Source organism: Janthinobacterium sp. FW305-129 (genome assembly GCF_020858115.1).
In the GTDB taxonomy this organism is placed as follows: Bacteria; Pseudomonadota; Gammaproteobacteria; order Burkholderiales; family Burkholderiaceae_D; genus Janthinobacterium.
The window spans coordinates 232,763-251,194 of the sequence record NZ_JACYMM010000005.1; the positions used below are offsets into that span (position 1 = coordinate 232,763).

Annotated in this window: 13 protein-coding genes; 5 read left to right on the forward strand and 8 right to left on the reverse strand. The window is 66.6% G+C overall.

Annotated features, from left to right (window positions below; translation table 11 throughout):
* Position 1: 1 nt before the first annotated feature.
* From IGS61_RS12165 to IGS61_RS12190, 6 genes are all read right to left on the reverse strand, one after another.
* Complete coding sequence (locus tag IGS61_RS12165; RefSeq protein ID WP_230539807.1) at positions 2–1,810, reverse strand: putative bifunctional diguanylate cyclase/phosphodiesterase; 1,809 nt, start codon at positions 1,808–1,810, stop codon at positions 2–4.
* A 168-nt stretch (positions 1,811–1,978) separates the two neighbouring features.
* Complete coding sequence (locus IGS61_RS12170) at positions 1,979–3,607, reverse strand: methyl-accepting chemotaxis protein (RefSeq protein WP_230539808.1); 1,629 nt, start codon at positions 3,605–3,607, stop codon at positions 1,979–1,981.
* 167 nt (positions 3,608–3,774) lie between these two features.
* Positions 3,775–5,256 carry a xylulokinase gene (gene xylB, locus IGS61_RS12175; protein WP_230539809.1) on the reverse strand — a complete coding sequence of 494 codons (1,482 nt, stop codon included), beginning with the start codon at positions 5,254–5,256 and terminating at the stop codon, positions 3,775–3,777.
* Positions 5,257–5,399: 143 nt separating this feature from the next.
* A complete protein-coding gene (locus IGS61_RS12180; protein WP_230539810.1) occupies positions 5,400–5,933 on the reverse strand; it encodes a GNAT family N-acetyltransferase in 534 nt (177 codons plus the stop codon).
* A complete protein-coding gene (locus IGS61_RS12185; RefSeq protein WP_070257992.1) occupies positions 5,930–6,448 on the reverse strand; it encodes a GNAT family N-acetyltransferase in 519 nt (172 codons plus the stop codon). The genes IGS61_RS12180 and IGS61_RS12185 overlap by 4 nt, the downstream gene beginning before the upstream one ends.
* Positions 6,449–6,484: 36 nt before the next feature.
* Positions 6,485–7,759: an amidohydrolase family protein gene (locus IGS61_RS12190; protein ID WP_230539811.1), complete on the reverse strand. Its 1,275-nt coding sequence runs from the start codon at positions 7,757–7,759 to the stop codon at positions 6,485–6,487.
* Positions 7,760–8,152: 393 nt separating this feature from the next.
* Between IGS61_RS12190 and phaP the strand changes: the two genes are divergently transcribed.
* The 5 genes from phaP to IGS61_RS12215 all read left to right on the forward strand — a co-directional run bounded on the left by phaP (position 8,153) and on the right by IGS61_RS12215 (position 16,833).
* Positions 8,153–9,049, forward strand: coding sequence for a TIGR01841 family phasin (gene phaP, locus IGS61_RS12195; RefSeq protein WP_230539812.1), 897 nt, complete (start codon positions 8,153–8,155; stop codon positions 9,047–9,049).
* A 166-nt stretch (positions 9,050–9,215) separates the two neighbouring features.
* A complete protein-coding gene (locus IGS61_RS12200) occupies positions 9,216–10,967 on the forward strand; it encodes an ABC transporter ATP-binding protein (protein WP_230539813.1) in 1,752 nt (583 codons plus the stop codon).
* Complete coding sequence (locus IGS61_RS12205; protein WP_230539814.1) at positions 10,957–12,765, forward strand: ABC transporter ATP-binding protein; 1,809 nt, start codon at positions 10,957–10,959, stop codon at positions 12,763–12,765. The genes IGS61_RS12200 and IGS61_RS12205 overlap by 11 nt, the downstream gene beginning before the upstream one ends.
* Positions 12,766–12,891: 126 nt before the next feature.
* The gene (locus tag IGS61_RS12210) at positions 12,892–14,592 is read left to right on the forward strand and encodes a methyl-accepting chemotaxis protein (protein WP_230539815.1); all 1,701 of its coding nucleotides are present in this window, start codon (positions 12,892–12,894) and stop codon (positions 14,590–14,592) included.
* Between the two features lie 111 nt (positions 14,593–14,703).
* Positions 14,704–16,833 carry a sensor domain-containing diguanylate cyclase gene (locus tag IGS61_RS12215; protein WP_329958052.1) on the forward strand — a complete coding sequence of 710 codons (2,130 nt, stop codon included), beginning with the start codon at positions 14,704–14,706 and terminating at the stop codon, positions 16,831–16,833.
* A 57-nt stretch (positions 16,834–16,890) separates the two neighbouring features.
* Here IGS61_RS12215 and IGS61_RS12220 read toward each other — a convergent pair whose 3' ends face one another.
* The gene (locus IGS61_RS12220) at positions 16,891–17,220 is read right to left on the reverse strand and encodes a hypothetical protein (RefSeq protein ID WP_230539816.1); all 330 of its coding nucleotides are present in this window, start codon (positions 17,218–17,220) and stop codon (positions 16,891–16,893) included.
* Positions 17,221–17,395: 175 nt separating this feature from the next.
* The gene (locus IGS61_RS12225; RefSeq protein ID WP_230539817.1) at positions 17,396–18,340 is read right to left on the reverse strand and encodes a hypothetical protein; all 945 of its coding nucleotides are present in this window, start codon (positions 18,338–18,340) and stop codon (positions 17,396–17,398) included.
* Between the last annotated feature and the right edge of the window lie 92 nt (positions 18,341–18,432).

The following is an 18,432-nucleotide window of genomic DNA, read 5'->3' on the forward strand; positions in this document are numbered from 1 at the left end:
ACTACGCCGGGGCGCCGCACCTGAGCAGCGCCTCGACGCCTTCAGGCCCCATGGCGCGGCCGAGAAAATAGCCAAACGCCTCGTCGCAGCCCATCTCGGCCAGCAGCTCCAGCTGCTCGCCGCTTTCCACGCCGCCGGCGATGGTGCGCAGTCCCAGCGTGCGCGCCATGGCCACGATGGCGCGCACCATGGCGCCGTCGCCGCCCGGCTTGCCCACGTCGTCGACGAAGCACTTTTCAATCTTCACGGCATCCGTGGGGAAGCGTTTCAGGTAATTGAGCGACGCATCGCCCGTGCCGAAATCGCTGATGGCAATGGCCATGCCCAGCTGGCGGAACTGGCGCAGTATCAGTTCGCAGTTCTGGTTGCGGTCGATCAGGATGCCGGCGGCGATTTCCAGTTCGATGCAGTGCCCCGGCACGCCGGCCGCCTCCAGTGCGGCGGCAAAATTGCGCGCGATATCGCGCTGGTAGAACTGGCGCGCCGACAGGCTGACGGACACCGTCAGCATCTGCCCCTGTGCGATCCAGCTGCGCGCCTGTTGCACCGCCGTGGCCATCACCCACGCCCCCACCGGCAGGATCAAGGCGCTTTCCTCCAGCACCGGTAAAAAGTCGAGCGGCATCATCAGGCCCAGTTCCGGGTGCTTCCAGCGCAGCAGCGCCTTCACGCCCGTGATCCTGCGCGTCTTCAGGTCCATGCGCGGCTGGTAGTACAGCGCGAATTCGTTGCGTTCGAGTGCATGGCGCAGGGCCGTCTCGAGGATGGTGCGCGAGTATGTTTGCGTCTGCATGCGCGCGGCGTAGCGCAGACAGGTGCCCGGCGCATGGCGCTTGGCCGCATACATGGCCAGGTCGGCCTTTTCGATCAGCGCGTTGACGTCGTCGTCGTCGTCCGGGTACAGGGCCACGCCCACGCTGGCCGCCACCGACAGGCTGTATTCGCCGATGACGAAGGGGGCGGCGATGGCGCCGACGATCTTTTCGGCCACCCGCTCGGCGTCGTGCGCCGTGCGCAATTCCGTCAGCAGGATGATGAATTCATCGCCGCCCTGGCGCGCCACCGTGTCGACCTTGCGCACGCATTGCTGCACCCGGCGCGCGAACTCCGTCAGCACCTGGTCGCCCACGTCGTGCCCCAGGCTGTCGTTGATGGATTTGAAGCGGTCGATGTCGACGAACAGCACGGCCAGCAAAGCCTGGTGGCGGCGCGCATAGGCGATGCCGTGCTCGAAGCGGATCTGGAAATGCAGGCGGTTCGGCAAGCCCGTCAAGCCGTCGTGGTGGGCGATGAATTCCAGCTGCTGCTCGGCGCGCCGGCGGGCCGACACATCGTGCAGCAGCAGCACCGCGCCGCCCTGCGCCAGCGGCGCGCAGCTGTACTGCACGTCGATGCGCTTGCCGTCGAGAGGACGCAGCAGCACGGCGCCGCGCGCCACCTCCAGCACTTCCTGGCGCGCCACGCAGTCGCGCACCTGGCGCGCCGCGTCGATAGGCGTACCGTCGTGGAACAGCGGCAGCAGCCCGGTCACGGGCTGGCCCAGGCCATCGTCGCCCAGCAGCCCGCCCATGGCGCTGGCGCGGGGATTCAGGTACTGCACCATGCCATCGTGGTCGGTGCCGATGACGGCGGCCGGCAGCGCATGCAGCAGCGCCAGCGCCTCTGCCATGCGCTGCGCCTGGGCCGCCTGCAGCACCGCGCCGGTCGCATGGCGCATGCGCCACATGCGCGCCGCCTGCCACTGGCAAGCCAGCAGCACGCTCAGCATCACGGCCAGGGTCAGGCACAGCGCCAGCAGCAGCGCCGTCATGCGTCACCCGGCAGGCGGAAAGTACGGGACATGGTTTTCCTTTGCAACGCGCGCCATGCGGCCGGGCGCAGATCCATGCGGAAAGGAAATAGTATAAGAATTTCGGCAAGAATTTTGCCTGATGAAGCGCCGCTTGACTGGCATCAAGCGGCGCTGGGCACGCCCGCCTCAGGCCAGCGACAGCCTGCGGGCCTGCGCGGCGCCAGCCGGTACGGCCACGCCGGGCGTCCCGTGCAGCTGGAAGATACTGACGGCGTCGGCCAGGCTGGCCGCCTGCTGCTGCAGCGCATCCGCGGCGGCGGCGGCCTGCTCCACCAGCGCCGCGTTCTGCTGCGTCACGCCATCCATCTGGCTGATGGCGATGCTGATCTGCTCGATGCCGTCGCGCTGCTCCACGCTGGCCACGGCGATCTCGCCGATGATGGCGTTCACGCGCTGCACGCTGCTGACCACGTCATCCATCGTGCGCCCCGCCTGGCTGGCCAGCACGCTGCCCTCTTCCACCGTGCGCACGGATTCGCCGATCAGCTGCTTGATTTCCATGGCCGCTGCGGCCGAGCGGTGCGCCAGGCTGCGCACCTCGGTGGCGACGACGGCGAAACCGCGCCCCTGCTCGCCCGCGCGCGCCGCTTCCACCGCCGCATTCAGGGCCAGGATATTCGTCTGGAAGGCGATGCCGTCGATGACGGCGATGATGTCGACGATGCGTTTGGAGGAGGCATTGATATGGCTCATGGTCTGCACCACCTGCGCCACGGCCGCGCCGCCGCGCTGCGCCACGTCGGATGCGCCGCCGGCCAGCTGGCGCGCCTGGTCGGCGTTGTCGTTATTCTGCCGCACGGTGGACGTCAGCTCGATCATCGAGGCGGCCGTCTGTTCCAGCGAGCTGGCTTGCTCTTCCGTGCGCGAGGACAGGTCCATATTGCCGCTGGCGATCTCGCCCGACGCCATGGCGATGGCGTCCGTGCCGGTGCGCACCCGTCCCACGATGGCGGCCAGGTTGCCGCTCATGGCTTTCAGGGCCCGCAGCAGGTCGCCGATTTCATCGCGGCTGCCGTCGGCCACCACGGCGCGCAAGTCTCCCGCCGCCACTTGCTGGGCGATGCCGACGGCCGCGCCCAGCGGCACGGTGATGCTGCGGATCAGCCACCACACGGTGACGCTGCCGACAACGAGCGTCACCAGCACCGTGGCCAGCATGGCGATGCTGGCGCTGCGGTGCGCCGCGTCATCCTGCTCCTTCATCTGCGCCATCAGGCCGTGCGACTGCTTGCCGATGGCCGCGACGATGGCGTCGATCTGGCGCGTCGGTTCGCGATCCATGCCCTTGACCAGGGCATCGACCGTGTGGGCGCTGTCGGCGCGCGCACCATCATACTTTTGCAGCGCCGCCAGGTAGCTCACGCCCAGCGCGCCGTGCGCCTGCAATGCATGCTCCACGGGCGCCGTGTCGAGCTTCAGCGCCCCCATCATGGCTTGCAGGCTTTTCAATTCCTTGCGCGTCTGCGCGCCGCTGGCGACGAACGCTTCGCGGTAGCGCTGGAAGGCTGCCGCATCGCCGCCGCGCAGCAGGATGTTTTTCCATTCCTGCACCTGGATCTTGAATTCCACCTGCGCGCTGCGCGCCGCGTCGACGGCTTCCGTCAGGGCCACGGCGCGCTGCATGGCGTCCGCGCTGCGCGCGCTGGCCGCGTCGAGCGCGCTCCAGCCGCGCGCGCCAACGAACACCAGTGCAAGAAAGAAGAAGGTGCCCAGCAGACCCAGGCGGATGGAAATTTTCAGGTTCGCGAGTTGCATGTGTTTCTCCCGGCGGCAAGAACAGGATGGCAACAAAGGCGCCGCCAAATCTATCCAATTCCCACCAAACAAGGAAATCATGCGGCGCGCCCCGTGAAAAACCAAGCAGTGCTTTCGCTAGAGAAACACTTTCAACATAGAAACAACAAATTACAAGGAAAAGTTGACTAAGCAGCCACATCGCCGGCCGCAGCGCCCGCGAACTCCTCGCGCAGCAGCGGATACAAGCGCCGGTAGCGCGCCAGCCGTTCGTCGAGCACGCCGGACGGCTGCGGCGCCACCGTTTCCTGCATGGGCGGGCGCGTGCACACCTGCGCGGGCGGCAAGCCTGTCACCGCCATCTGCGCCAGGCGCGCCGCGCCCAGGGTGCCGCCGGCCACGCCGTGGTCGTGGCGCAGCACGTGCAAGCCCGAGGCGTTCGCGCACAGCTGCGCCCAGAAGCGGCTGCGCGAACCGCCGCCCACGAACGACGCTTCTGTCAGGTGCGTGCCGGCGCCGCGCAGGGCTGCATTGCCGTCGGCCATGGCAAAGGCCACGCCTTCCATCACGCTGTAGGCCAGTTCCGCGCGTCCGTGCTCCGTCGACAGGCCGAAAAACACGCCGCGCGCCGCAGCGTCGTTGTGCGGCGTGCGCTCGCCGCTCAAATACGGCAGGAAGACGGGCGCCGTGCGCGCCTCGACGTTTTCCGCCAGTTTCACCAATTCTCCGATGTCGTTCGACTGCGTCAGCCGCGCCACCCAACTGAGGCTCGACGCGGCGCTGAGGATCACGCTCATCTGGTGCCAGCGCCCGGGCAGGCAATGGCAGAACGCGTGCACGCCCTGGCCGGGATTCGGTGCAAAACCGTCGCTGCCGGCGAACAGCACGCCGGACGTTCCCAGCGACAGCAAGCCCGCGCCCGGCTCCACCACGCCCAGGCCCACGGCCGCCGCCGCGTTATCTCCCGCGCCGCCGGCCAGCAGCACCGTGTGCGCGATGCCCCATTCCTGGCACAGGGCCGGGCGCACCTGCGCGGCCGCCTGGCTGCCTTCCACCAGGCGCGGCATGTGTTCGCGCAAGAGGCCGGTGGCGGCCAGCATGCGCTCGGACCAGTCGCGTTTGGCCACGTCCAGCCACAGGGTGCCGGAAGCGTCGGACATGTCGGAGACATACTCGCCCGTCAGGCGCAGGGCCACGTAATCCTTGGGCAGCAAGACTTTACTGATGGCGCGGAACAGCGCCGGTTCGTGCTTTTGCAGCCACAGCAGCTTGGGCGCCGTGAAGCCCGGCATGGCCTGGTTGCCCGTGATGGCGCGCGACCCGGGCACCAGCGCTTCCAGTTCCGCGCATTCGGCGGACGCGCGCGTGTCGTTCCACAGAATCGCCGGGCGCAGCACGCGCTGCTGCTCGTCGAGCAGGGTGGCGCCATGCATCTGGCCCGACAGGGCGATGCCGCGCAAGCCGGAAAACGCCAGCGGCTGGGCGCTGCGGATGGCGGCGATCACGTCCAGCGTGGCCTGCCACCAGTGTTCGGGATGCTGTTCCGACCAGCCGGGATGGGGACTCGACACGCGCAGGGCCACGCCGCTGCTGGCGAGGATGGTTTGCGCGTCATCGGTGAGGATGGCCTTGACTTCGGAAGTGCCGATATCGATGCCGAGATAGGTCACGATGGTTCCATGAAAAGTGTATGGGCGGCCGCGTGCGGCGGCGATGTCACGCTATGGTAAGCGCCCGGCGCCGCCGGCAGCGGGCTTTTCCGCATACTTTTTCCCGCTTTGCCGGTACGCGCCGGCCAAGCTAGCCAACCAATCTAGCCATGCTGGCGGAAATCGCGGCGGTAGACATTCGTATCCTTGCCGTCCGGCTGGCGCCGCGTAAAGCGTTCGAAGCGCAGCCCCAGCTTGTTGAGCAGATTGATCGACGCCTGGTTCTGCAGCGAGGTGATGCCGTACAGCGTGGGCAGGCGCAGCACGTGCTGCGCATGCCGCACGATGGCCGCCGTCGCTTCCCAGGCATAGCCCTGGCCCCAGTAGGCGGGACGCATGGCGTAGCCGATATCGGGGCCGGGCAGGCTGTCGCGGCGCACCAGGCCGGCCATGCCCACGGGCGCGCCATCGCTGCGCCGCTCGACGATGTACAGGCAGTCGCCATGCGCGCGGAACTGCGCCATCGGTCCCGACTCCAGCGCGGCGCGGGCCGCTTCCAGGGTATGGATGTTGCGCTGGCCGATGTTGGCGATCCACGACGGGTCGTTGACCAGCTCCATGTAGAAGGCCGCATCGTCCAGGGTGGCCGTGCGCAGGCGCAGACGGGACGTCTCGATCACAATGACGGCGCCGCTCATGCCGGCCACTGCATCGGGTCGGTCAACAGCTGGTACATCACGTAGGCATCGACATAGCCCAGCTGCGCATGGCGGTAGGCCAGCGGCAGGGTGGCGACCACCGTGAAACCCAGCTTTTTCCACAGGGTGACGGCGGCCAGGTTGGTGCTGACGACGAAGTTGAACTGCATCGCCAGGTAGCCCGCGCGGCGCGCCTCTTCCATGCAGTGCACGCCCAGCAGGCGGCCCACGCCCACGCCCTGCGCGGCCGGATCGACCATGAACGAGGCATTCGCCACGTGCGATCCATGGCCCGGCTGGTTCGCCACCAGCTTGTACATGCCCAGCAGGCGCTCGCTGCCCATCACGGCGACGAAGCTTTGCACGCCGGGGCCGAACCAGTAGGCGTGGCACTCTTCGCGCGTAGTATCGGCGGGGAAGGTGTAAGTGTCGCCGCCGGCCACCAGGGTCTGGAAGATCGGCCACATGGCGTCGAAATCGGCTTCGTTGGCCGGGCGGATATCAATTTCTTTCAAGGCGGTGCTCCCGATAACAAGTGATGGCCGATTGTATCAGCGCCCCAGGCGAAAGTTCACACTCTCGGGCCGCCCCGGCAGGTGCAGGCGCGATTGCGCGCGCGGCGCCTCGCTGACGACTTTCCCGCGCCGCAGCACCAGACGCCGCGCCGCGCGCAGGCGCAGCGCTTCCACGGTGCTGCCGCAATCGAGGATCAGCAAGTCCGCATGGCAGCCGGGCGCGATGCCGTAGCCGTCCAGGCCCAGGATGGTCGCCGGCGTTTCCGTCACGGCCAGGAAGCACTCGTGCATCGCCTGCTGGCCCGTCATCTGCGCCACGTGCAGTCCCATGTGCGCCACTTCCAGCATGTCGCCCGAACCGAGGCTGTACCACGGGTCCATCACGCAATCGTGGCCGAAGGCGACGGGAATGCCGGCGGCCAGCATCTCGGGCACGCGCGTCATGCCGCGCCGCTTCGGATACGTGTCGTGGCGCGCCTGCAAGGTGATGTTGATGAGGGGGTTGGCGATGGCCGCCACGCCCGCCTCGCGGATCAGGGGCAGCAGCTTGCTCACATAATAATTGTCCATCGAGTGCATGGAGGTCAGGTGCGAGCCCGTCACCCTGCCCTGCATGCCAAGGCGCTGGCTGTGGAAGGCCAGGGTTTCAATGTGGCGCGATAGCGGGTCGTCCGACTCGTCGCAATGCATGTCGACCATCAGCCCCCGCTCGCAGGCAAATTCGCACAGCAGGCGCACGGATTCCGCGCCATCGGCCATGGTGCGCTCGAAATGCGGGATGCCACCGACCACGTCGACGCCCATGGCAATCGCGCGTTTTAAATTATCGAAGGCGCCCGGGCTGCGCAGGATGCCGTCCTGCGGGAAGGCCACCAGTTGCAGGTCGAGATACGGCGCCACTTGCCGCTTGACGTCGAGCAGCGCTTCCACGGCCAGCAGGCGCGGGTCGCAGATGTCCACGTGCGAGCGGATGGCCAGCAGTCCGCGCGCCACGGCCCAGTCGCAATACTGCAGCGCGCGCTCCACCAGCGCGTCCTGCGTCAGCTGCGGCTTCAGCTCGCCCCACAGGGCAATGCCTTCGAGCAAGGTGCCGGAGGCATTCACGCGCGGCAAGCCGTAGCTGAGCGTGGCGTCCATGTGGAAGTGGGCGTCGACGAAGGGCGGCGTGACGAGGTCGCCGGCGGCGTCGATCTCTTGCGCACCCGTCACGGGCAAGGCGGGGCCGACGGCGGCGATGCGGCCGCCCTCGATGGCGATATCGATGGCGCGGCGCCCGTCGGGCAGGCTGGCATTGCGGATGACAAGGTCCATGCGGACACTCCTTCGGTTGACTACGGTATCGGGTGCTTCCAGTGCATTGTCAGCTTATCTTCCTCAAGGATGCTGCAGTGCACGAATATAGTCACTGGCAAAAGCGTAGCCATAGATTTCATGACAACGCTTTGCGCGCGCGCAAACTTCCTGCAAATGCTGCCAGGCGCATGAATACATGCGAACATGCAGAAAACACGCGGTGCACGCCCTTGAGAAAATAGCTTTCAACTAACTCGAATCACCGCTAGAATATTCATATTGCGTTGCATCATAATCAGTCCATGTTTAGCTGTTCAGCACGCTACCCATTTTACAAAACGCGGCCAACTCTGGTTTTCGGGATTTTGCAGAGCGTTTTGCCAGCATTTTAATCCGTACAAAGGAGTAAATATGTTTCCGCTTCCAGAACACATTTCCAGCGCCGCCAAGTCGCAACTGGAAAACCAGCTGCAAATCTTCAGCCTTCTGACCAGCAAAGTCTTTGAAAGCGCCGAGAAAATCATCGCGCTGAACCTGAACGCCGGCAAGGCCGCCATCTCGCAGACGGCAGAAACGGCGCAGCACCTGCTGGTCACGCAGGATCCGCGCGACTTCTTCAGCTACAGCACCAGCCAGGCGCAGCCGAATATCGCTAGCGTGCTGGCCTACAGCCGCCAGTTGTTCGGCATCGCCTCGGGCACCCAGGCGGAATTGCTGGCCTCGGCCAAGGCCCGCCTCGATGCGGCCGCCCCTGCCGTCGCTCCGGCCCCTGCCGCAGCCAAGCCCGCGCTGGCCGTCGCCCCGCCTGCACCAGCGCCGGCGCCGGCGCCGGCAGCGGCACCTGCCCCCGTTGCCGCCAAGCCTGCCGAAGTAGCCAAACCGGCCGCCAAGGCCGCGCCAGCCCCCGCTCCTGTTGCCGCGCCGGCAGCCAAGCCAGCGGCAGCGCCTGCCAAGGTTGCCGAGAAGGTTGCCGACAAGCCTGCCGTGAAAGCCGTGGAAGCCAAGCCGGCGGCCAAACCGGCAGCCAAGCCGGAAGCGGCCAAGCCCGCACCGGCTCCTGCCGCAGCACCAGCGAAAGCGGCCGCGGCCGCGGCCGCGCCAGCCCCCGCCAAGCCGGCCGCGAAATCATTTCCTACGAGCAAACCGGCCGCCAAGCCGGCCAGCGCCGCCGGCAAGACCGTGGCCAGGGCCGCCGTGAAGCACGCCCCTGCGCCGGCGGCCAAGGCGGCAGCCAAGGCAGCGCCCAAGGGCACGCCATCGAAGCAGCTCGACATGCTGGGCGGCGGCAAGGGCAGCGGCCGCAAGTAAGCCTCCTGCACGGCAGTGACGCAGCAAAACAACGGGCTACGGCCCGTTTTTTGCGTGCCCGTCCACAGCGCGCTTTTCCGCCTTGTTGTATCCTACGCGTACTTTTCCGTCCGCGTGCCCGTCCTTCCGCCCCGCGACACCCCATTACTCAAAACAAAAGGTAACCATGAGTTTATCGAGGCTCATCGCCGGCTTCGTGCGTCAGCATTGGCCGGCGTATGCCGCCGCCGCCGTCATGCTGACCGGCGTGGCAACACTGACCGTCTGGATCCCGCGCCGCGTGGGCGCCATCATCGACGCCCTGGCCGCGCACCGCATGACGGCCGCCGAACTGTGGCTTGAGCTGCTGACCCTGCTCGCCGTCGGCGTCGTCATCTACTTCCTGCGCGTGGGCTGGCGCATCACCCTGTTCAAGGCCGCCTACCAGCTGGGCGTGATGCTGCGCACGCGCTTCTACACGCGCATGTCGCAGCAGGGCGCGTCGTTCTACCAGAACCAGCGCACGGGTGACCTGATGGCGCTGGCGACGAACGACATCGACGCCATCGAAATGGCCGCCGGCGAAGCCATGCTGGCCGGTTTCGACGGCACTTTGACCCTGCTGATGGTGCTCGGCATCATGCTGCTGGGCGTGGACTGGCGCCTGGCCTGCATCGCCTTGCTCCCCTTCCCGCTGATGGGACTGGCCTTCTGGCGCATTTCCAGCCATATCCATACGGCGTCGACGGATTCCTTGAAGCGCTTTTCGGCGCTGAACGACCATGTGCAAGAGTCCTTGTCGGGCGTGCGCACCTTGCGCGCGCTGGGCCTGGAAGAGCGCAGCAGCGCGCAGTTTTCCACCCTGGCCGGCCACGCGGCCAACGCCAGCCTGACGGCGCAGCGCTGGGAAGCGGCGTACGAACCTGCCGTCGGCCTGACCCTGACGGCCGCCACGGCGCTGACCCTGGGCCTGGGCGGCTACCTCGTGTGGCAAGACCAGCTGACCATCGGCGCGCTGACGAGCTTTTCCATGTACCTGGGCCAGCTGATCTGGCCCATGTTCGCCGCCGGCTGGGTGCTGTCGTTGATCGAACGGGGCCGCGCCGCCTGGCAGCGCCTGCAGCCGATGTTAGATGCGCCGCTGGCCATCGACGACCATGGAACGATTGATACGCTCACGCCCGGCCCCCTGCAATTGCAGGACATCGGCTTTGCGTATGCGGGCCAGACGGCGCCCGCGCTGTCCGGCATCTCGCTGCTGTTGCAGCCGGGCCAGACCCTGGGCCTGGTCGGTCCCACGGGCAGCGGCAAGTCGACCCTGCTGCGCGTGCTGCTGCGCCAGGTCACGCCGCAATCGGGCACGGCCACGTGGAACGGCCAGCCGCTGGACGCCTACACCCTGCATGCGCTGCGCGCGGCCATCAGCTGGGTGCCGCAGGAATCGTTCTTATTCTCCGCCACTATCGCCGACAATATCGCGCTGGCCCGCCCCGGCGCCACGCGCGAAGAAGTGGAACGGGCGGCGCAGCTGGCCGATATCCACGCCGATATTTTGCAGTTCCCGGACGGTTATCAAACGCACGTGGGCGAAAAAGGCATCACCCTGTCCGGCGGCCAGCGCCAGCGCGTGGCGATTGCCCGGGCCCTGCTGGCCGACAACGGCCTGCTGCTGCTCGACGATGCCTTATCCGCCGTCGATACGGGCACGGAAACGCGCATCCTGCAGCACCTGGAGGAATTGCGCCGCAAGCGCCCCGAGCGCAGCGCCATCATCGCCAGCCACCGCCTGAGCGCCGTCGTCAACGCGGACCTGATCCTGGTGCTGCGCGACGGCCACGTGACGGAAACGGGCAACCACGACGCGCTGATGCAGCGCGACGGCTGGTATGCCAGCCAGTGGCGCTATCAACAACTGGAGGCCAGCCTCGATGCCATCTAAGAACGACCAAGCCACCACCGCCACGCCATCCGTGCGCCGCCAGGCCGCGCAAGCCGTCGGCCTGCTGCGCCGCGCCGCCGCGCCCGACCTGCGCCATTTATATTGGGCCACGTTCTGGCTGATTCTCGCCGCCGCCCTGGAAGTGACGGGCCCCATTTTAGGCAAGGCCCTGATCGACCAGCACTTGCTGCCGCGCAACCTGGACTGGACGCGCATGTCCCTGCTGCTGGGCGGCTGCCTGCTGACGGGCTGGGTCGCGTCCGGCCTGCGCTATTTGCAGCTGGTGCGCCTGTCCGGCCTGGCCATGCGCTCGGTGCAGCGCCTGCGCGAAACCGTCTACCAGCACGTGCTGCGCCTGCCGATGAGTTTTTTCGACCGCGCCATCACGGGCCAGCTGGTCAGCCGCGTCACCAACGACACGGAAGCCGTGAAATCGCTGTACGTGCAGGTGCTGTTCGTCATCCTCGACAGCTCCATCGTGCTGGTCGGCACCATGGCCGCCATGGCCTTCCTCGACTGGCGGCTGATGCTGATCGTGCTGGCGCTGCTGCCGGCCGTGCTGCTCATCGTCTTTTTGTACCAGCGCTGGAGCGCGCCGGCCGTCACGCGCGCGCGCGCCCTGCGCAGCGAGATCAACGGCCAGATCGCCGAATCGATCGGCGGCATGAGCGTGCTGCAGGCGAATAATGCGGAAAAGCGCTTCGGCGCGCGCTTCACGGGCATCAACCAGGACCATTACACGGCGCGCATGCAGGAATTGCGCGCCAACGCCTGGCTGCTGCGCCCCGCGCTCGACATGCTCAACATCGTGCTGCTGGCCGTCGTCATCTTCAGCTTCGGCCGGCGCGAGATGGGCGCCGTGGAAGTGGGCGTGCTGTATGCGTTCATCAGCTACATCGCGCGCGTGATCGAACCCTTGATCCAGATCACCATGCAGTTCAGCCAATTGCAGCAATCTGTGGTGGCGACGGCGCGCGTCTCGGCCCTGCTCGATGAAGCGCAGGCGCTGGAACACGCGCCCGGCAAAGCCGCGCCGGCGGCACGCCATGGCGCGCATGACGGCAACACGCCCGCCGTGGACATCGCGCGCCTGACGTTTGCGTATGTGGAAAACCAGCCCGTGCTGCACAAGCTGTCGCTGAGCATCCCGCAGGGCGCCTTCTTTGGCATCGTCGGCCACACGGGCAGCGGCAAGTCGACCCTGCTCTCCTTGCTGCTGCGTTTTTACCCCGTCACGCAGGGCAGCATCGCCATCAATGGCGTGCCCCTCGACAGCATCGACAACGAGCAGTTCCGCGCCGACGTGGGCCTGGTGCCGCAAGACCCGTTCCTGCTGGCCGCCTCGGCGCGCGAAAACATCGACATGGGCCGCGGCTACACGCAGGCGCAGATCGAGACGGCGGCGCGCGCCGCGCATGCGCACGACTTCATCGCCGCGCTGGAGCACGGCTACGACACGCCGCTGGGCGAAGGCGGTTCGCGCCTGTCGTCGGGGCAGAAGCAGCTGATCGCGATTGCCCGCGCGCTGGCCGGCCAGCCGCGCATTCTGCTGCTGGACGAAGCGACCTCGCGCATCGATAGCCAGACGGAGCAGATCGTGCAGACGGCCCTCAATGAATTGCGCGGCAAGGTGACCATCATCGCCATCGCCCACCGCCTGTCGACCATCCGCGAAGCGGACCGGATCATCGTGCTCAACCATGGCCGCATCACGGAAGCGGGCCCGCACGACAGCCTGATGCAGATCGAAGGCGGCCTGTACCAGCGCCTGTATCTGCTGCAGCAACTGGCAGTCTGACAGGCAGGGGGCGCCGTTGCATGGCGCCACTTTTTTTCTGTACGGCATTAGAAATGCCGTACAGACGGGAGTATATTCATCTGGCGGGCAGCGCCGACGGCCCCAACCACACTTCCGGGGGGCACCATGCGCAGCAAACTGTCGATCAAGAATATCTTCACCGCCATTTTCCTGCTCAGCCTGGCGCTCTCCGTCATCAGCCTGTGGGCGCTGTTCCGCGTGGCGGGCAAGCAGGCCGAGGCGAACCGCGTCACGGAAACGCGCTACCAGTCCTACCTGCTGGCAGACGAACTGCGGCAAAGCTCGGACGACCTGACGCGGCTGGCCCGCACCTACGTCGTCACCGGCGACGCCAGGTATGAGCAGCAATATCTGGACATCCTCGACATCCGCAACGGCAAGAAACCGCGCCCCGACCATTACGAACGCATCTACTGGGACTTCGTGGCGGCGGGCATGCCCGTGCCCGCGTCGACGGGCCCCGCCGTGCCCCTGGCCGAGCTGATGCGCAAAGCCGGCTTCAGCGAGCAGGAATTCGCCAAACTGCAGGAGGCCCAGGCCAATTCCGACGGCCTGGTCAAGACCGAGGTGATCGCCATGAACGCCGTCAAGGGCCTGTTCGACGATGGCAGCGGCAACTTTACCAAGAAGGGGCCGCCGGATCCGGAAATGGCCCGCACCATCATGCATGATGCCGCCTACCACAGCAACAAGGGCAAAATCATGCAGCCGGTGAATGAATTCCTCACGCTGCTCGACCAGCGCACGAGCACAGCCGTGCAGACGGCGATGAGCGGCACCATGGCCGCCTACTCCGTCACGGTCGGCGTGCTGCTGGTGTCGGTGATGGTCTCGCTGCTGTGCCTGTTCCTCGTGTACCGCCACATCAAGCGCAGCCTGGACCAGGCGATCGCCACGGCGCAGCTGATCGCCGGCGGCGACCTGAGCATCGACGCCGTCATCGAAAGGGCCGACGAAATCGGCGTGCTGCTGCATGCGATGAACACCATTAACGCCAACCTGACGGGGCTGATAGGCGATATCCGCAGCAGCACCGGCGAAATGTCGGTGGCCACGCACGAAATCGCGCTGGGCAATGCCGACCTGTCGGCGCGTACTGAAGCGCAAGCCAGTTCCCTCGAAGAAACGGCCAGTTCGATGGAAACGCTGACGGCGACGGTGCGGCAAAACGCCAGCAACGCCGGCGAGGCGAACCAGCTGGCCGCCACCGCCTCGGCCGTCGCCGTGCAGGGCGGCGCCGTCGTCGCCCAGGTGGTCAGCACGATGGGCGCCATCAAGGAAAGTTCCAGCCAGATCGCCGACATCATCGGCGTCATCGACGGCATCGCCTTCCAGACGAATATCCTGGCACTGAACGCGGCCGTCGAGGCGGCGCGGGCCGGCGAACAGGGGCGCGGCTTCGCCGTCGTCGCCGGCGAGGTGCGCAGCCTGGCTCACCGCAGCGCTGCCGCCGCGCAGGAAATCAAGACCCTGATCGGCGCCTCCGTGGAACGGGTCGACGCCGGCAGCAAGCTCGTCGACGAGGCGGGGCGCACCATGGCGCTGGTGGTGGAATCGATCCAGAAGGTGGCCGCCATCATGAGCGAGATCACCAGCGCCAGCCACGAGCAAAGCGCGGGGATCAGCGAGGTTAACCAGGCCGTCACGCAGATGGACAACATCACGCAACAGAACGCCGCCCTGGTCGAGCAGGCGGCGGCCGCTGCCGAGAGCCTGCAGGAACAGGCGCAAGCCCTGATCACGGCAGTCGCCATCTTCCGCCTGAAGGGCAGCGCGCCAGGCCCGGCGGCCCTGGCCCTGCGCTGAAGCGCAGCCAAAGTGTGCATTTTCGCAAAAATCTGCACATGCCATGATATTTCTTGATTGCAACATCATATAATCGCTGCAGACAAGCATGGTCATTGCGGGGGCGGGACGTTGGCAGGCAGACAGAAACGGGCATCATGGGGCAAGGCGCATTGGCTGCTGGCATTGGCCTGCCTGCTGCCGCCCGCCGCCCATGCCCAGGCCGGCAACCTTGAGCAGCATATCGCCGCCGTGCGCGAGGATGGCCGCTTCGTGCCCGCGCGCGCCCTGCAGCGCCTGCAAGAGGTGGAAACGCAGGCGCGCAGCGCCCCCCTGCCCGTACGCGCAGAATTCCTTACCCAGCTGAGCAACGCCCGCATGCGCCTGGGACAGAACGACCTCGCCATGCAGCTGGCCGAGGAGCTGATCGGCTATGCCCGCATGAACAAGAGCGACGTGGCACTGGCGAAAGGCATACTCTGCAAGGCCTACATCACGTTCGCCATGAACGAACGCCGCGCCTCGCACCTGCTGGCCTTCGAAGCGGAACGCATCGCCAACCGCACGGACGACTTGCCCGTGCGCGTGCAGGCGACCATCAGCGCGGGCCAGTCCTGGGCCGAGGAAGGCAATTTTCCGTTTGCGCTGGCCAAGCTGCAGGCGGCCGTCGACCTGGCGCGCCAGAGCAACTCCCCCTCCAGCCTGGCCGCCGCCCTGAACGCCCTCACCCTGCTGTACACGCAGATGCGCGAATACGACAAGGGCTTCGAGGTGCTCGACGAGCTGCTGGCCGTATCAGGCACGCTGGCATCGCCGGGCCGCATGGCGCAGGCCAAGAATACGGAATACGGACTGGCGCTCGATGCGCAGCAGCCGCAGCGGGGCCAGCGCGCCCTGCTGGCGGCCCTGGCGCTGGAACGCCAGCTGGACGCGCGCGGCATGGTGGCCGTCACCCTCGTCAATCTGTCGGACAGCTACCTGAAGGAAAACGACTACGCGCGCGCCCTGCGCTACGCGAATGAAGCCATCACGGCGGGGCGCCTGGTCAACAACGAGCAGGTGGAGGCGACGGCGCGCCTCAACATCGGCCAGGCGCTGATCGGCCAGGGACGCTTGCAGGAAGGCAAGCAAAGCGTGGCCACGGGCCTGGCCTACTACGAACGCACGGCCAACCAGCCGGATATGCAGGCCGTGCTGCTGGAATACGGCACGGCGCTGGAAAAGGCGGGCGACCTGCGCGGCGCCGTCACGGCCTACCACCGCGAGCGGAGCATTTCCAACCAGCTGTTCGAGAAACAGCGGCAGAAGGCCGTGTATGAATTACAAGAAAAATATGAAGCGGAAAAGAAACAGCGCCAGATCGAGCTGCTGAGCCGCGAAAATCAGCTGAAAAGCACGGAAATCGACAACCGCCGCCTGCAGCAGCGCGTGTGGTGGCTGCTGGCGCTGGTGCTGGCGATGGCGTCCGTCATCGTCGGCTTGCTGTACCGCAAGGTGCGCCACGCGAACGTGCAGCTAAAGGTGAAGAACCAGGAACTCAAGCGCCAGAGCTCGCGCGACCCGCTGACGGCCCTGTACAACCGCCGCCATTTCCAGGAATTCATGCGCAGCCATGCGGGCAAGCCGCAGCAGACGCACACGGGCAGCGACGTGGTGGGCGCGCTGTTCCTGCTCGATGTCGACCATTTCAAGCACATCAACGACCGCTACGGCCATGCGGCGGGCGACCTGGTGCTGACGACGATCGCCGAAACCCTGCATGAAGTGTTGCGCGAAACGGACATGATCGTGCGCTGGGGCGGCGAAGAATTCCTCGCCTTCCTGCCGGCCGTCGCGCGCGACGGGCTCGACGATATCGCGCGGCGCATCCTCAACGGCATGGCGGCGCAACGCATCGACTACCAGGGGCAGAGCATCGAGGTGCACGTGTCCGTGGGCTTTGCGCCCTATCCGCTGGCGCCGCTGGGACGGCCGCTGACGTGGGAACGCAGCGTCAACCTGATCGACATGGCCCTGTACCTGGCCAAGGCGCACGGGCGCAACCGGGCGTATGGCTTGCGCGGTTTCCATCACGTGGAACGCACGACCCTGGAAGCGGTGGAGCAAGACCTGGAACGCGCGTGGCGCGACGGCTATGTCGATTTGAGCGTGGTGCTGGGGGGAACGGACGGGATGGATGCTGCAAGTACAGGGACAGGGACAACGGCGCACGGCAGGCCAGCGGGCGCCAGCGATGGCGTGGCCGCGGCCGCCATCACCTGACGGTTGCCGCCGTGACCGGACCGGCGGCAGCCGGCCCTGGCGCGCTTATTGCGGTGATTACTTGTGCGCGGCGTCCTGCATCTTTTCGCCGGCTTTTTCCACTTTCTTGCCCACGGCATCGGCCGCTTCGCTCATCTTCTTGTCGGCGTCAGCGGCAACCTGGTCCATCTTGGCGCCCGTATCGGCTGCAGCCTTGCTCACGGCGTCGTCAGCCTTGGTCGCGGCAGCCTTGATGTCGGCTTCTGCCTTGGCAGCGGCCGCATCGATCTTCTGGCCAGCTTGTTCCGCAGGACCGGCGGCGACATCGTCCTTCTTCTGGCAGGCAGCCAGTGCCACAACCATCATCCCGGCGGCGCACACGGTCATCCAATTTTTGCTTACTTTCATGATATTCCCTTTCATTGTTATCAAAAGACACAGATCAGTTCGCAATATACACCCGCCTAAAATTTTCTAGCGTGCGCTAACGCACATAAAATCAGGCTTTTGTGGCGTAGTTGTAAGCAATGGTATCTTGACATCGTCATGGCACCTTGCACGCTGGGCACAATGTTGCTGTGTGCTATTGGCCCGGCGCAGCGTCCAGCAGCGAACGTTCGAGCAATTGCGACAGCGCCGTGCGCAGCGCCTGCGTGCGGGCCGCCAGTTCCGGCCGCTTGTAGCGCTCGGCGGCGATCAGGCTGCTTTCCAGGCAGGTCCGGTCCGATCTGGCCAGGCAGGCGTCGGCTGCATCGAGCTGGGCGCTCGCTTGCGCCACTTTCACCCTGGCGTCGAGTTCCAGGGTGTCGGGATCGTCGCCCCAGCGCTTCACATGCGCGGCCAGGCGCGTGGCGGCCAGGTCCGGCTTGCCCGCGTCGAGCGCCTGGTTGACGCTGCCCTGCAGCACCATCCACGCCTGCGCCCGCTGCTGTTGCCTGTCGCAGGCGGCGGCGGACTTGGTGATGCTTGCTTGCAAGCGTTTGATCTGCGCGGCGGGCGCCTTGGCGCTTTTCAGCACGGCCAGCGCGCTGCGCGCCCCGTCCAGGTCGCACTGCACCGCCAGCGCAGCGGCGGCCTCGACCTGTTCCGCCACGCTGGCCGGCTTGTCGGCGGGCTTGTTATAAAACCAGATACCGGTCAACACCACGGCCGCCGCGATCCACGTGCGCAAGCGCACGGGCGGGCGCGGCGGCGGCACCGATCCCCTGGCCGCAGGCTTGGCGGGCGGCGCTTTGGCTGGTGCGGATGCCGGTGCGGGAGCCGGTGGCGGGACTGGCTGGGGCGCGGAAGCTGGCTGGGGCGCGGGAGGAGGCGTGGGCGTGGGCGCGGGAGCCGGCACCGGCGGCGGCACGCGCGGCACCGGCGGCGGCACGGGGTCCAGCATCACCGGGGCCGGCGCCGCCACCTTCGTCAAAACAGGCGCAGCCCCCGCCTGGCGCTCGCCACAAAACGGGCAATGCACCACGCGCAGCGGCAAAGTCCGGCCGCAAGCGGCGTTGATGCAAACGTCATTCACTGTTTCAGACACGTTCCAACCTTTGTTGCTCATGCAACGAAACAGGGCATACCATCATATCGAATACCCTCTCCGTTACACGAACTCTGCTTATCTCTGCTGGC